The sequence below is a fragment of the Streptomyces sp. NPDC090442 genome (genome assembly GCF_044769405.1).
GTDB lineage: Bacteria > Actinomycetota > Actinomycetes > Streptomycetales > Streptomycetaceae > Streptomyces.
Window position 1 is genome coordinate 1 of record NZ_JBIVXW010000081.1, and the last position, 14647, is coordinate 14647.

Here is a 14647-nt window from a genome sequence, read left to right on the forward strand (position 1 = left end):
GCTGGTTTATTTCCCCCCCCACCCGGGGTGGGGGGGGGTCTCGGGGGGTGGTAGGCCAGACGTAAAGCGAAGCAGTCTGGCCTACCACCCCCGGAGACCCGTCACCGCACCCGACAGCCCCGCGCAGCGCATGGCGGGAAAGCCGACGACGTGGGCGGCAGGCCCGCGCAGCGCATGGCGGGAAAGCCGACGACGTGGGCGGCAGGCCCGCGCAGCGCATGGCGGGAAAGCCGACAACGTGGGGCTCAGCCGGCCGCAGGCCCACGGTCTTTCGGGACGAGGATCACCTCCAGCGTTCGTGGACCGTGCACCCCCTCCACCCGGTCCAGTTCGATGTCGCTGGTGGCGGACGGCCCGGAGATCCAGGTCAGCGGGCGTTCCGGGGAGAGCCGCGGCAGTGCTTCCGGGACCGACCCGACCACCTGGTCCGGCACGCGCACCACGCAGACGTGGTGGTCCGGGACGAGGGTGATCCGGCGCCGGCCCTGGTCCGGACCGCCGTCCAGTACCAGCGTGCCGGTCTCCGCGACGGCCAGCGCGCAGCCGGTCACCACGCTGTCCACGGCGTCCAGTTCGCCCGCGGTGTCCGTGGCCCGGTCCGGGACCCGGGTCGCCTCGGTGGCGGACAGCCACCGCGGGTCCAGCCCCGGCGGCACCACCACCGTCCGCGCCCCGCGCTCCGCCAACAGCCGGCCGATCAGCGCCGGCAGGTCGTCGGCGGAGCAGCGGTGCACCACCGCCCGGTAGTCCGCCAGGTGCTCCGCGAGCAGTTCCACGGTCTGCTCGGTCGTCCGCGCCCCGTGCACCCGGTGGTAGTCACGGGGGACCGGCGGATCGTAGGGCCCCTCGCCCCGCGGCACATCGGCCAGCGCCCGCCGTACCCGCGCCAACACCACGTCCCTGCTGCTCACTTGGCACCTCCTCGCCTCGACCCGTCGGCCCCGCCCCGGGTGCGCTGCCACCAGTCGCGGAACGACTCGGCGGGCACCGCCGGCAGCGCGCGGGTGTCGGACCAGGCCCGGCCCGGGCCCGGCAGCCGATCGGGATGCAGCCGCCGGGTCCGCGCGGCCCACCGCATCCCGCCGCGCAGCGCCCCCGGATGGTCGAACGCCCAGGCCGCGGCCCGCATCGCGGCCCGCTCCGCGGCGTGCCCCTTCGCCGGCTTGAGGACGACCCGCGCCCCGCGCCGGGTGACCGGACCGCCCTCCACCACCCGCTCCCGCAGATGTACCAGCACCTCGGGGATGTCGATGGCCACCGGACACACCTCGTAGCACGCCCCGCACAGCGACGACGCGTACGGCAGTGACTGTTCCAACGGGCCTGAGATGCCGCGCAGTTGGGGGGTGAGGATGGCCCCGATCGGCCCGGGGTAGGGCGACCCGTACGCGTGTCCGCCGGCTCGCTCGTAGACCGGGCAGACGTTCAGGCAGGCCGAGCAGCGGATGCAGCGCAGCGCCTGCCGGCCCACGGTGTCCGCCAGGGTGTCGGTCCGGCCGTTGTCGAGCAGCACGAGGTGGAAGGTCCGCGGCCCGTCGCCGTCGGTGGTCCCGGTCCAGGTGGTGGTGTACGGGTTCATCCGCTCGGCCGTCGAGGAGCGGGGCAGGACCTGGAGGAAGACCTCCAGGTCCTGCCAGGTCGGCACCACCTTCTCGATGCCGACGACGGAGATCAGGGTCTCCGGCAGGGTCAGGCACATCCGGCCGTTGCCCTCGGACTCCACGACCACCAGCGTGCCGCTCTCGGCGACCATGAAGTTGGCGCCGGAGATCCCCACCTTCGCGGTCAGGAACTTCTCCCGCAGATGCAGCCGGGCCGCCTCCGCCAGCTCGGCGGGGGAGTCGGACAGTCCCTCGGGCGCCGGGCGGCCCCAACGTCCCATCTCCCGGCGGAAGATGTCGCGGATCTCCCCGCGGTTGCGGTGGATCGCCGGCACCAGGATGTGCGACGGCAGGTCGTCGCCGAGCTGCACGATCAGCTCCGCCAGATCCGTCTCGTAGGCCCGGATGCCCGCCTGCGCCAGCGCCTCGTTGAGCCCGATCTCCTGCGTCGCCATCGACTTGACCTTGACGACCTCGCGCTCGCCGGTCTCCCGGACCAGCCGGGTGACGATCCGGTTGGCCTCGTCGGCGTCCGCCGCCCAGTGCACCCGGCCGCCGGCGGCCGTCACCGCCTCCTCCAACCGCTCCAGGTAGTGGTCGAGATGGCGGAGCGTGCGGTCCTTGATCGCGGCGCCCGCGGCCCGCAACTGCGCCCAGTCGTCCAACTCGGCCACCGCACCGGCCCGTTTGTCGCGGATGGTGTGGGTGGCGTGGGTGAGGTTGGCCCGCAGCCGGGTGTCCCGGGTGGAGACCGCCGCGGCCCGCGGGAACGCCGGCATGCCGAGGAAGCTGCGGCTCATCGGACCCCCTCCTTCACGGCCCCGCCGCGCTGGGTGTCGGCCTCCGTACTGGCCAGGATCTCCGCCAGGTGCACCGGGCGGACCGGTGCCCCCTGCCGGGTGAGCATGCCCCCGATGTGCAGCAGGCAGGAGTTGTCGACGGTGCACACCGCCTCCGCGCCGGTCCCGGTGACCGCCCGGACCTTGTCGGCGCCCATCGCGGCCGACACCGCCGGGTTCTTCACCGCGAACGTCCCGCCGAACCCGCAGCACTCCTCGGCGCCCGGCAACTCCTTGAGCGTCAGCCCCCGCACCCGCTCCAGCAGCCGCCGCGGCCGGTCACCGAGACCCAGCAACCGCAGCCCGTGGCAGGTCGGGTGGTAGGTGACGGTGTGCGGGTAGTACGCGCCGACGTCGGTCACCCCCAGCACGTCCACCAGGAACTCCGTCAGCTCGTACGTCTTGGGCACCGCCCGCGCCGCGGCCCCGGCCAGCTCCGGGCCGCGCCCCTCCGCCGCGGCCCGCGCCGCGATCCGCGGGTAGTTGTCCCGCACCATCGCCGCACAGGAACCGGACGGGGTCACCACGTACTCGTACTCCGCGAACGCCCGGTCGAAGCGGCGCACCAGCGGCTCGGTGGCGTGCCGGTAGCCGGTGTTGAACTGCGGCTGGCCGCAACAGCTCTGCGCATCGGGGAAGTCGACCTCGACGCCCAGCCGCTCCAGCAGGGTCACCACCGCCTGCCCGGTCCGTGGTCGGAGCGTGTCGTTGATGCAGGTGACGAACAGTGCTACCCGCACGGTGTGCCTCCTCGCTCTCCTCCCGGCGCTCCCGCCGGCGGTCGGCCGGTACCGGGCCGCGGCGGGCGGGCCACCGACCCGGGGGCGGTGCGGGCCGGGTGTTGCCGCCGCATTGCCGCACCGTTGCCGGCGCCTTGCCACGGCATGACGGACGCGACGCCACCGCCGCACCCCTGGCGTACACCCGCCTCACCGGTACATGATCACCTTTCGGGCCATCCTGCCCCAGCAGCAGGCCGAGGAGAAGAACCGGGGGTTCACGGACCATGTCGAACGCACAGCCCATAGCCGAGGACCGGGCGCCCGGCGGTGCCCGTCCGCCGTCGCGCACCCGGCAGTTGGCCGCCGCCTCCATCGGCAACGCCGTGGAGTGGTACGACTGGTACGCCTACTCCTTCCTGGCGGTCTACTTCGCCGACCAGGTCTTCCCCAAGGACGCCGGCAACTCCCTGGTGCCGCTGCTGTCCACCTTCGCGGTCTTCGCCGTCGGCTTCTTCATGCGCCCGGTCGGCGGGCTGCTGATGGGCGCGGTCGCCGACCGACGCGGCCGGCGCACCGCCCTGACCCTCACCATCCTGCTGATGGGCGGCGGCAGCCTGCTGGTCGCGCTCACCCCCACCTACGCGGCGACCGGACTGCTCGCCCCGATCGTGCTGGTCCTCGCGCGGCTGGTCCAAGGGCTGTCGGTGGGCGGCGAGTTCGCGGCCTCCACCACGTTCCTGGTCGAGTCCGCCGGGCCGGGCCGGCGCGGCCTGTTCTCCAGCTTCCAGTACATCTCCACCACCATCGGCCAACTGCTCGCCTCCGGCGTCGGGGCGCTGCTCGCCGCGCTGCTCACCGAGGACCAGATGGGCCGGTGGGGCTGGCGGGTCGCCTTCCTCGGCGGCGCCCTGCTGAGCCTGCTCGGCCTGTGGATCCGGCGCGGCGCCCAGGAGACCCTCGTCTCCGCCCGGGACGGGGAACCGGCCGCCCGCCCCGGCCTCTTCGAGGCCCTGCGCCGCTACCCGCGGCAGTCGCTCCTCATCTGCGGCATCACCGCCGGCAGCACCCTCGCGTACTACACCTGGACCACCTACCTGCCCACCTACGCCCAGGTCAACGCCGGTTTCGACAAGGGCGACGCGCTCCTGGCCGGCACCCTGTCGCTGGCCTTCTTCGCGGTGCTGCAACCGCTCGGCGGCCTGCTCTCGGACCGCATCGGACGCAAGCCGCTGCTGCTTACCTTCGGGCTGGGCTTCGCCGTGCTGGCGGTGCCGCTGCTCCACCTGGTCACCGACGCGTTCGGCTCCCTGCTGCTGGTGCAGTGCGTCGGCATGGTGCTGCTCACCGGCTACACCTCGATCGCCGCCGCGGTAAACGCCGAGATCTTCCCGGCCCGGGTGCGCGCCGCCGGCATCGGCTTCCCGTACTCCGTCACCGTCGCCCTCTTCGGCGGCACCGCCCCCTACGTCGGCACGTGGTTCAAGCAGGCCGGCCACCCGGACCTCTTCCCCTGGTACGTCTCCGCGCTCTGCCTGGTGTCCTTCGTCGTCTACCTGACGCTCCCGGAGACCGCGCGGCGGCCGCTGGAGCGCTGAAGGGGCCGTCACACGCGGAAGGCGCCGCTCCTCCCGGGACGTGGAGGAGCGGCGCCCTGTCGTGCTGCCAATCCGTCAGACGAGCCAACCCACGAAGTGCAGGATGCCGGCAAGCAGGTTGGTGACGATGTTCATCTGGCTGTGTCTCCTCATGAAGTGTGGTGTGGGACCAACTCTCCGGCCCAGCAAGGGATGTCGACCGGAGGCGCCGCCTACGGTCTGCAGCCCGTCGCTTGCGCCCCGTAAGCATCACCCGTCGCGAAGCCCGCAGGAAAGCCATTTCGGGCTCGATCACACTTTCTGGCGAACATGGGATTTAGTGTTCGTACGTACGACGGGTAACGCTGCATAATCCGCGAGCTTGGGCATCCTTGTCAGACAAGAAGCGTTGCGCGGAGCCGCGCGCACGAGGCTGGCGGGGCGTCACCAGGGCGCCGATCGATGGGAAACTCCTCCCGCGGCACGGGCCGCAACCGTGCGGCGCGGCGCACACGGACGGCCCGCGGGCCGGTCCGACCACGGATTCGGGAGAGGGATATGGCTGCCGGACAACCCCAGCGGCGACGGCCCGTCGTCGCGCTCTACGAGCGGATGGTCGAGGCCATCCGCGCCGGCACCTACCCGCTCGGCTCCACCCTGCCCACCGAGCCCCGGCTCGCCGCCGAACTGGGCGTCGGCCGGCCCGCGTTGCGCGAGGCGCTGATCCTGCTCCAGGAGGACGGTGTGATCACGGTGCGGCGCGGGGTGGGCCGCACGGTCAGCCGCCATCTGCCGCCGCGCGGCTTCGAGTTCCTCAAGCCGGTGGAGCAACTGCTGGGCGAGGGGCGGCAGACCGCGACCGTGCCGCTGGCCCGGACCCGCGAGGAGCCCACCGACTTCTCCACCCAGCACCTGGTCCTGCCGGCCCACGGCGAGGTGCGCTTCTGGGAGAGCGTGATCGAGGTCGACGGCGTGCCGGCCTGCCTGACCCAGGAGTGGGCCGCGGACGAGACCGTCGCGGAGCTGCTGCCGGACGCCGTCGCGGCGTTCGACGGGCCCGACGGGCGGACCTCGTCGATGCTGCGGCTGCTGCTGGCCGCCGGGCGGGGGCTGCCGCTGACCGGCGGCAGCACCATCGTGGCCACCACCCTCGGCCGGCAGCGCGGCGCCCAGTTGGGCCGCCCCGCGGACACCCCCGGCGTCCTGGTCACCCAGGTCGTACGGCTCGACCGCACCCCGCTGCTGGCCGCCAAGCACATGGTGCCGCCGGGCGCCCCCGCGCTCCCGGTGTGGCAGGCGCGCTGACGCCCCGGAACACCCGCCGCGCGCCCCGCCCCGTCCAGTCGCCGACACCCGGTCGCCCGGTGGCGGCGGGACGTGTCATACTCGCGCCCCATGACGTTGTCTGACAAGTTGCTTGCCCCGCAGTCCGCCGATGTGCTCGCCCCGGAGCAGATCCGCCGCGCCCCCAAGGTGCTGCTCCACGATCACCTCGACGGTGGCCTGCGTCCGGAGACGATCATCGAGTTGGCCGGTGCCCTCGGCTACCGGGCGCTGCCGACCACCGATCCGGCCGAGCTGGCGGCCTGGTTCCGGGACGCCGCCGACTCCGGTTCCGTGGAGCGGTACTTGGAGACGTTCGCGCACACCTGCGCCGTGATGCAGACCGCCGAGGCGCTGTACCGGATCGCGGCGGAGTGCGCCGAGGACCTGGCCGCCGACGGCGTGGTCTACGCCGAAGTCCGGTACGCCCCCGAGCAGCACCTCACCGGCGGCCTGACCCTTGACGAGGTCGTCGAGGCGGTCAACGCCGGCTTGCGCGAGGGCGAGCGGCGCGCCGCGGCGACCGGCCGTCGGATCCGCGTCGGCACCCTGCTGTGCGCCATGCGGCACGCCGACCGCGCGCGGGAGATCGCCGAACTCGCCGTCGCCCACCGCGACCGCGGGGTGGCCGGCTTCGACATCGCCGGCGGCGAGATCGGCAACCCCGCCGCCCGGCACGCCGACGCCTTCGACTACCTCCGCAGCCAGGGTGCCCGGGTGACCGTCCACGCCGGCGAGGCGGTCGGCGCGGAGTCCATCCGCGAGGCCGTGCTGCGCTGCGGCGCCCACCGCATCGGCCACGGGGTCCGGATCACCGACGACATCGCGATCGACGCCGCCGGCAACGTCACCCTCGGACGCCTCGCCTCCTATGTCCGCGACCAGCGGATCGCCCTGGAGGTCTGCCCGACCTCCAACCTCCAGACCGGCGCCGCCACCAGCTACCCCGAGCACCCCATCGACCTGCTCCGCCGACTCGGCTTCCGGGTCTGCCTCAACACCGACAACCGGCTGGTCAGCGGCACCACCATGACGCGGGAGTTCCAGCACCTGCAGGAGACCTTCGGCTACCGCGCCGCCGAACTGGAGGAGTTCACGCTCAACGCCGCCAAGGCCGCGTTCCTCCCCTTCGACGAGCGCACCGCCCTGATCAACGAGGTGATCCGCCCCGGCTACGCCAAGCTGCGGGCGGCCGAGCTCAGCCGCGTCCCGGTGGGGGAGCCGGCCGCCGCCCCGGCCGCGTAGTCGACACCGCCTCCGGGAAGCGCGCGGGCCGGGCCGGGGTCCTCCGGGCCCCGACTCCCCTGCCCGGGCCCCGGCGGCACGGTCGCCGTCCCCGCCAGCAGCCGCCGGATCTCCCGGACCGCGGCCCGCCCCGCCCGGTTGGCGCCGACGGTGCTGGCCGAGGGCCCGTAGCCGACGAGGTGCACCCGGGGGTCGCGCTCCGCCCGCGTCCCGGCCATCCGGATGCCGCCGCCCGCCTCGCGCAGCCGCAGCGGTGCCAGGTGGTCGACGGCGGCCCGGAAGCCGGTCGCGTAGAGCAGCGCGTCGGCTTCGACGGTGCGGCCGTCGTCCCAGGCCACCCCGTCGGGGGTGATCCGTGCGAAGAGCGGCAGCCGGTCCAGCACGCCGCTCTCGCGGGCCCGCCGGACCGTCTCGGTCATCGCCAGCCCGGTCACGCTCACCACGCTGCGCGGCGGCAGCCCCTGTCGGACCCGCTCCTCGACCAGCGCCACCGCGGCCCGCCCCTCGTCCGGCCCGAACGGCCCGCTGCGGAACACCGGCTCCCGCCGGGTCACCCAGGTCGTCGCCGCCGCGACCGGCGCGATCTCGATCAACTGCTGGACGGCGGAGGTGCCGCCCCCGATCACCACCACCCGGGCGCCGCGGAACTCCTCCGGCCCGCGGTACCGCGCGCTGTGCAACTGCCGCCCGCGGAAGCCCTCCTGGCCCGGGAACCGCGGCCAGAACGGCCGGTCCCAGGTCCCGGTCGCATTGATCACGGCCCGCGTCGCGTACGTCCCGCGCGAGGTCTCCACCCGCAGCCGACCGCCGCCGGCGTCCCGCACCGCGGTGACGCTCACCGGCCGGTGCACCCGCAGCCCGAAGCGCCGCTCGTACTCCGCGAAGTACCCGCCGACCACCTCGGCCGACGGCCGCGCCGGATCGGCGTCGGTCAGCGCCATGCCGGGCAGCGCGTGCATGCCGTGCACCTTGTCGTAGGTGAGGGTGGGCCACCGGAACTGCCAGGCGCCGCCCGGCCGGGGGGAGTGGTCGAGCACCACGAAGTCCCGGTCCGGGCGGTAGCCGCTGCGCCGCAGGTGGAAGGCGGCCGCCAGCCCCGCCTGCCCGGCGCCGATCACCACGACCTCGACCTCGCGCACCCCGATGTGGTTCATGTTTCCACCAACTCGCGACGGGGCCGGGATCTTCCCGCCCGACCCCACCGCTCGCGCGGGCGCCCGGTCAGCGCCCGCCCGACACCAGCAACGGAGCGCCACCCGGGGCCGACGCCGGCCGCCCGTTCGCCGCCGGCACCCCGGCGAGCGGCGACGGCCCGGCCTCCAACAGCCCGCGCGCGGCGAGTTCCGGCCGGACCCCCTCCCCGAACCAGTACGCCTCCTCCAGGTGCGGGTACCCGGACAGCACGAAGTGGTCGATGCCCAGCGCGTGGTACTCCTCGATCCGGTCCGCCACCTCGGCGTGACTGCCGACCAGCGCGGTGCCGGCGCCACCGCGCACCAGCCCCACCCCCGCCCACAGGTTCGGCGAGATCTCCAGCTCGTCCCGCGAGCCACCGTGCAGCGCCAGCATCCGCTGCTGCCCCACCGACTCGCTCTTGCCCAGGGCCTGTTGGGCGGCCGCGATGGTCTCCGGATCGAGATCGTCCAGCAGCCGGTTCGCCGTCGCCCACGCCTCCTTCGACGAGTCCCGTGCGAGGGTGTGCAGCCGGATCCCGAACCGGACCGACCGCCCCTCCTGCTCCGCCAAGCCGCGGATCCACTCGACCTTCTGCCGCACCTGCTCCGGCGGTTCGCCCCAGGTCAGATAGACGTCGACGTTCCGTGCGGCCACCGGCCCGGCCGCCGGCGAGGACCCGCCGAAGAAGATCTCCGGCAGCGGGTCCGGCGGCAGCGCCGTCAGCCCGCCCTCGACCTGGTAGTGCTCGCCCCGGAAGTCGAACGGCGCCCCGCCCCACACCCCCCGCACGACCTGGAGGAACTCGTCCGTCCTGGCATACCGTTGATCGTGGTCGAGACGGTCCCCGAACCGCCTCTGCTCGGTGGAGTCCCCGCCCGTCACCACGTTCAGCAGCAGCCGCCCCCGGGAGGCCCGTTGGAACGTGGCCGCCATCTGCGCGGCCAGCACCGGCGAGATCACCCCCGGCCGGAACGCCACCAGGAACTTCAGCCGCTCGGTGACCTGGGACAGCGCCATCGTCGTCAACCAGGCGTCCTCGCACCACGTCCCGGTCGGGGTGAGCACCGCCTCGAACCCCAACTGCTCGGCGGCCTTGGCGATCTGTGCCAGATACTCCACGTCCGGGGCGCGCACCCCGCTCACCGGGGTGATCCGGTCCCGCCGGATGCCCCCGTCGGTGTACGCGTGCCGGTCGACGAGCGTCCGCCCGTCGCCGCCGGTCGGCAGGAACCAATGCAGGTGTACGGACATATCACTGGGCCTTTCCATAGCTACGCGGCGCCGTATCCGAAGGCGGCAGACCGCCGTTGAACCGGGGGTCGACCAACTCCCCGAAGTCGAAAGCGCGCGGGATCAGCTTCAACTGCGCGAAGGTGTCGACGATGCGCTGCTCGGAGGCGACGGCCCCCTTGTCCACGGCGACCGGAACCGCCGTCGCCCGGGTGCGCCGGACCGCGTCCAGCGCCACCTTCTCCGGCAGCCCGGTCGCCTTCGCCCACGCCTTCGCCCAGGCCGACGGGTGCCTGAACACCCAGTCCTGGGCCCGCCGCAGCCGCGCCGTGTAGTCCTTCAGCGCCGCCGCCTTCGCCTTGTCGTCCAGCGCGGCGGGCGCCGCGACCTGGAAACCCAACCCGTTCACCAGCCCCTGACCGCTCGTCAGGACCCGCGCGTCCGCCTGGTCCAGCGCCTGCGAGGTGTACGGGTCCCACACCGCCCAGGCATCGACCTTCCCCCGGGTGAACGCGGCCAACGCGTCCGCCGGCTGGAGGTAGTTGAGCGTGACGTCCTTGGGGGACAATCCCACCCGCTCCAGCGACGAGACCAACTGGAGGTGCGCGGAACTGCCCTGCGACACCGCGATCGACTTCCCCTTCAACTGCGCCGGAGAGGTCAGCGGCGAACCCTTCTTCACCAGGATCGCCTCGCCGTCCGACCGGCTGTGCGTCCCGGCGACCACCTTGATCTTCGAGTGCGCCGCGCCCGCGAAGACCGGCGGGGTGTTGCCGACCGCCCCGACGTCCACCGCGCCGGCGTTGATCGCCTCCAGCAGCGGGGGCCCCGAGGTGAACGTCGACCACTTGATCTTGTAGGGCAGGTCGGCCAGCTCGCCCGCGGCCCGCAGCATCGCCTCCGAACCCCCCTTCTGATCACCGACGTTGAGGGTCAGCGCCCCCTTGCCGTCGGTGTGTCCGCCGCCCCCACCACCGGCCCCGTCGGCGCGCGAGGCGCCCCCACAGGCACCCAGCGACAGGGCGAGGGGGAGGATGGCCAGGGCGAGGGGGAGGGCCCGTCGTCGACGGCCCGCTGCCTGTCCGGTCGTCGCTCTGGTCGCCTGTCCGTTCGCCTGTCTTCCCGTTCGTCTTCCCGATCGTCGGCTCGTCGGTGCAGGTGTCATGGTCGGTGCAGGCTTCATGGGTGTGGGTCCGTTCTGCCGTTCCGTGCAAGGGGGATGGGGGGAGTGGGTGACCGTGTCGACGCTCGCGGTCGAGGCCAGGCTCATGCCGCTGAGTGGCATGCGGGCTCAGGCGACCGCTCGCTCCCGCGACTCCCGTGGTCCGCGCGACCCCCGTCCGCGGCCGCGCTCTCCGCCGGCGTCGGCGACGCGCTTGGCCCGTCGTCCTCGTCCTCGTCCGCCACGCCCAGCCGGCCGAGCAGCCGGGCGCGCAGCTCCGCGAACCGCGGGTCGGTGACCTCCCGCGCCCGGGGCAGCGACACCTCCGTCTCGTAAGCGATCCGGCCCTCCTCCATCACCAGCACGCGATCGGCCAACAGGAGCGCCTCCTCCACGTCGTGGGTGACCAGCAGCACCGCGCAGCCCCGCTCCCGCCACAGCTCGGCCACCAGTCGCTGCGCCCTGATCCGGGTCAGCGCGTCGAGCGCCCCGAACGGCTCGTCGAGCAGCAACAGATCGGGATCGCGCACCAACGCCCGTGCCAGCGAGGCCCGTTGCGCCTCGCCACCGGAGAGCGTCTTCGGCCAGGCATCCGCCCGGTGTCCGAGCCCGACCTCCTCCAACGCCCTTACTGCATCCGCCCGTTGGGGTCGCCCCGGCAAACCCAGCAGCACGTTCCGCCAGACCCGTTTCCACGGCATCAACCGCGGTGCCTGGAACGCCACCGCCCGGCGTCGCGGAACCAGCACCTCGCCCCCGATCTCCCGGTCCAACCCGGCCAACACCCGCAACAACGTCGACTTCCCGCACCCGCTGCGCCCCAACAACGCCACGAACTCGCCGGCGCCGATCTCCAACCCCAGTCCGTCGACCACCCGCCGCCGGCCGAACTCCCTGACCAATCCCTGCACTTGGACGGCGAGGTCACGCGACCCCGCATGCTCCTCGGTACGGGTGGCGGGGTTGCCGGGGTTGCCGGGGGTGTCGGAGGTGTCGGAGGTGTCGGGGGTGCTGGGGGTGTCGGGGAGACGGGGACTCACTGCCCCGTGAACGTCGGTCGCCACTGCAACAACAGCCTTTCGAGGGTGCGGACAAGGAAATCGGCCAGCAGCCCGAGGACCGCGTAGACCACCAGGCAGACCACGATCACGTCGGTGCGGAAGAACTCCCGTGCCTGGTTCATCAGAAAACCCAGCCCGTCGTCGGCGTTGACCTGCTCGCCGAAGACCAGCGCCAGCCAGGCGGTCGCCAACGAGTACCGCAACCCGGTCATCGCGCCCGGCAACGCCCCGGGCAGCACCACGTGCCGGACCAGCCCCCACCGACCCAGCCCCAGCGAGGTCCCGGCCTCCACCAACTGCGCGTCCACGCCCCGGATTCCGGCGTACACGTTCAGATACAGATGGAACGCCACCCCGACCGAGATCAACGCGATCTTCGGGGCCTCTCCGATCCCCAGCCAGATGATGAAGAGCGGAATCACCCCCACCCACGGGATCGACCGCAGCATCTGCACCGTCGCGTCGACCAGGTCCTCGCCCAGCCGCGACAGCCCCGACACCAACGCCAACGCGACCCCGGCGACCCCGCCCAACACCAGCCCCACGACGACCCGTTGGAGCGACACGACCATCGCCGACGGCAGCGTCCCGTCCGCAACCATCCCGCCGGCCGTCCGCGCGATGTCCACCGGTGACGCCAACATGTCGGCCGGCAGCACCCCTCCGGAGCTCAACGCCTGCCACAACGCGACCAGTCCGACCGGTCCCACGGCCCGTCGGACCCACCGTGGCACCCGCCACCGCCGCGCGGACACCGGCACCACCCGGGACAACTCGACGACACCGCCCGCCGCCCCCGGCACCCCGACCGGAACCCGCCTGACCACGGCGACCTGCCCATCACCGCTCATCGACAACCCACCCACTCACCCGGGCGCCGGTCCCGCGCCGCACCGTGCCGCGACTCCGCACCCCCCACGCGGCCATCGCGCTCGGCACCAACGCACCCGACACCAAACGAAAGAACCCCAACGGGAGGACCCCCAGGGGGAATCAACCCAACGGAACGCGGCCTGACGGGAACCCCAACGACGGGAACCCCACGACAGGAACCCCAACGACAGGAATCCCACGGCAGGAACCCCAACGTCAGGAACCCCAACGACAGGAATCCCAACGACAGGGACTCCGATGTCAGGAATCCCACCGACAGGAACTCCGCTGAGAAACGAACGTCAGCAACAACAGCGGCCGCGGTGACGACACGCGGCGGACGCCACCCGCAGCAGGTCGATGTGACCGCGCGTGGTGAGCAGGGCTGACGTCAACATGTCGACGAACGTAGCCCGGTCCGCGAAGCAGGGTCAAACCCCCGTCTCGCCTGCTGGACCTTTGTTTCCACGGCATTGCAGGCCCGTTGCCCGCCCCTCCCCACGGTCAACTCCCCCTCGTGACGCGCCTCTTCCGCTTAAGGCCCCGGTGTGCACGGCGAGTGAAGAGACTGGCGATTCGCGCCCCAGGCCCCCCGTGACAGTGCAATCTGGACCATGACGGGGGTCATTCAAGGGGCTCCTGTCGCACCGCGCGCCCTGCGCGGTGCTCTTCGTCACCACAGGAAGAGGATGCTCGCCACCATGAGCAACACCCCCGGCATTGAGACCCGCGAAATCGCCGACGACGACCTCGACAACGTCGCGGGTGGTCTCTCCGTCAGCGGTTCGCTGGACGGCCTGACCGCCAAGTTCGCCCCGGGCCCCAACGGCGTGCCCGTCCTGACCGGCGGCTCCATAAAGTCCGTCAGCATCTCCGTCCAGGACATCCCGCTGGGCCCGATCGGCGGCTGAGACACACCACCACGCGTCGGCCTTCAGCACCCGTCAGCGGTCCTGAAGGCCGACGTTGTCGTATGCCCCAACACCCGTCGCGCCCCTTTCGGGAATCTTGAGAAGATCGCCCCATGCCCGAGAACTTCACGACGCGCGAGCTCGACATCCGAACCGGCTCACGGGAAACCGTCTACGACCTGACCCGCGAGTGTGAGTCCTTCCTGCGGGACGCCGCCCACGGACGGGACGGCCTGCTCAACGTCTTCACCCCGCACGCCACCATGGGCGTGGCCCTCCTGGAAACCGGCGCCGGCAGCGACGAGGACCTCCTGTCCGCCCTCCACGCCCTCCTCCCGGCCGACGACCGCTGGCAACACCGCCACGGCACCCCCGGCCACGGCCGCGACCACGTCCTCCCCGCCCTCGTCCCACCCCACGCCACCCTCCCGGTCCTCGCCGGCCATCTGGCCCTGGGCACTTGGCAATCGATCTGCCTGGTCGACACCAACGTCGACAACCCCCACCGCCGGGTGCGGTTGAGCTTCGTGGGGTGAGCCGAGAGCATCCTGGGATGGTCGCGCATTCTTCGCATCGTTCGCGTGCGGAACTGAGACCGGTACGTTCGCGTCGTGATGGGTGGTACGGGCGATCGCGTCGCGTGCCCGATGATCACGACTTTCGATCGAAGGGGCCTGCCGGCTACGGAAGTTGGCGGGCCCCGCGTCATGATGAACAGCGAAAGAACGAAGGAATGCCCCTCTTGTCCTCTCGGATATGTGTCCCTGTCGGTGGCGTGCGCCGGTCGTTGGCGGTGACGGCTCTCGTTGGAGTGTTCTCGTCGGTCACCGTGGCCGCCGGGCCGGCGAGCGCGGCCCCGGTCTCCGGGAACGGGGCGGCGACGCCCCGGGTTTTATGCACGTCCGCGAAGCCCGGTCTCGCTGACCAACT

General features: G+C 72.6%; 14 protein-coding genes. 5 read left to right on the forward strand and 9 right to left on the reverse strand.

Annotation, left to right across the window (positions count from 1 at the left end; all coding sequences use genetic code 11):
- Positions 1 to 245 precede the first annotated feature (245 nt).
- From ACIQU6_RS37285 to ACIQU6_RS37295, 3 genes are read right to left on the reverse strand one after another with little or no spacing between them, the layout of a single operon-like run.
- Positions 246 to 911: a lactate utilization protein C gene (locus tag ACIQU6_RS37285; protein WP_403486173.1), complete on the reverse strand. Its 666-nt coding sequence runs from the start codon at positions 909 to 911 to the stop codon at positions 246 to 248.
- Complete coding sequence (locus tag ACIQU6_RS37290; RefSeq protein WP_403486174.1) at positions 908 to 2401, reverse strand: lactate utilization protein B; 1494 nt, start codon at positions 2399 to 2401, stop codon at positions 908 to 910. Before ACIQU6_RS37290 ends, ACIQU6_RS37285 begins: the two co-directional genes overlap by 4 nt.
- Complete coding sequence (locus ACIQU6_RS37295) at positions 2398 to 3180, reverse strand: (Fe-S)-binding protein (RefSeq protein ID WP_403486175.1); 783 nt, start codon at positions 3178 to 3180, stop codon at positions 2398 to 2400. The genes ACIQU6_RS37290 and ACIQU6_RS37295 overlap by 4 nt, the downstream gene beginning before the upstream one ends.
- A gap of 266 nt (positions 3181 to 3446) precedes the next feature.
- On the opposite strand from ACIQU6_RS37295, the gene ACIQU6_RS37300 reads away from it, so the two are divergent.
- From ACIQU6_RS37300 to ACIQU6_RS37310, 3 genes are all read left to right on the forward strand, one after another.
- On the forward strand, positions 3447 to 4757 hold the full coding sequence (locus tag ACIQU6_RS37300) for an MFS transporter (protein WP_403486176.1): 1311 nt from the start codon (positions 3447 to 3449) through the stop codon (positions 4755 to 4757).
- Between the two features lie 537 nt (positions 4758 to 5294).
- Positions 5295 to 6041, forward strand: a complete 747-nt coding sequence (locus tag ACIQU6_RS37305) for a GntR family transcriptional regulator (RefSeq protein WP_403486177.1) — start codon at positions 5295 to 5297, stop codon at positions 6039 to 6041.
- A 90-nt stretch (positions 6042 to 6131) separates the two neighbouring features.
- Positions 6132 to 7304 carry an adenosine deaminase gene (locus tag ACIQU6_RS37310; protein ID WP_403486178.1) on the forward strand — a complete coding sequence of 391 codons (1173 nt, stop codon included), beginning with the start codon at positions 6132 to 6134 and terminating at the stop codon, positions 7302 to 7304.
- Here ACIQU6_RS37310 and ACIQU6_RS37315 read toward each other — a convergent pair.
- From ACIQU6_RS37315 to ACIQU6_RS37340, 6 genes are all read right to left on the reverse strand, one after another.
- Positions 7232 to 8458, reverse strand: coding sequence for an NAD(P)-binding domain-containing protein (locus ACIQU6_RS37315; protein WP_403486179.1), 1227 nt, complete (start codon positions 8456 to 8458; stop codon positions 7232 to 7234). The genes ACIQU6_RS37310 and ACIQU6_RS37315 overlap by 73 nt on opposite strands.
- 67 nt (positions 8459 to 8525) lie before the next feature.
- On the reverse strand, positions 8526 to 9731 hold the full coding sequence (locus tag ACIQU6_RS37320) for an LLM class flavin-dependent oxidoreductase (protein ID WP_403486180.1): 1206 nt from the start codon (positions 9729 to 9731) through the stop codon (positions 8526 to 8528).
- Position 9732: 1 nt separating this feature from the next.
- Entirely contained in the window at positions 9733 to 10875 is a 1143-nt protein-coding gene (locus tag ACIQU6_RS37325) for an ABC transporter substrate-binding protein (RefSeq protein ID WP_403486181.1), read from the reverse strand.
- Positions 10876 to 10976: 101 nt separating this feature from the next.
- The gene (locus ACIQU6_RS37330) at positions 10977 to 11936 is read right to left on the reverse strand and encodes an ABC transporter ATP-binding protein (protein WP_403486182.1); all 960 of its coding nucleotides are present in this window, start codon (positions 11934 to 11936) and stop codon (positions 10977 to 10979) included.
- On the reverse strand, positions 11909 to 12784 hold the full coding sequence (locus ACIQU6_RS37335; protein ID WP_403486183.1) for an ABC transporter permease: 876 nt from the start codon (positions 12782 to 12784) through the stop codon (positions 11909 to 11911). The genes ACIQU6_RS37330 and ACIQU6_RS37335 overlap by 28 nt, the downstream gene beginning before the upstream one ends.
- A 324-nt stretch (positions 12785 to 13108) precedes the next feature.
- Complete coding sequence (locus ACIQU6_RS37340) at positions 13109 to 13204, reverse strand: putative leader peptide (RefSeq protein WP_403486184.1); 96 nt, start codon at positions 13202 to 13204, stop codon at positions 13109 to 13111.
- Positions 13205 to 13507: 303 nt separating this feature from the next.
- Between ACIQU6_RS37340 and ACIQU6_RS37345 the strand changes: the two genes are divergently transcribed.
- On the forward strand, positions 13508 to 13717 hold the full coding sequence (locus ACIQU6_RS37345) for a hypothetical protein (RefSeq protein WP_403486185.1): 210 nt from the start codon (positions 13508 to 13510) through the stop codon (positions 13715 to 13717).
- A 113-nt stretch (positions 13718 to 13830) separates the two neighbouring features.
- Positions 13831 to 14253 carry a secondary thiamine-phosphate synthase enzyme YjbQ gene (locus ACIQU6_RS37350; protein WP_403486186.1) on the forward strand — a complete coding sequence of 141 codons (423 nt, stop codon included), beginning with the start codon at positions 13831 to 13833 and terminating at the stop codon, positions 14251 to 14253.
- The last annotated feature ends 394 nt before the right edge of the window (positions 14254 to 14647 follow it).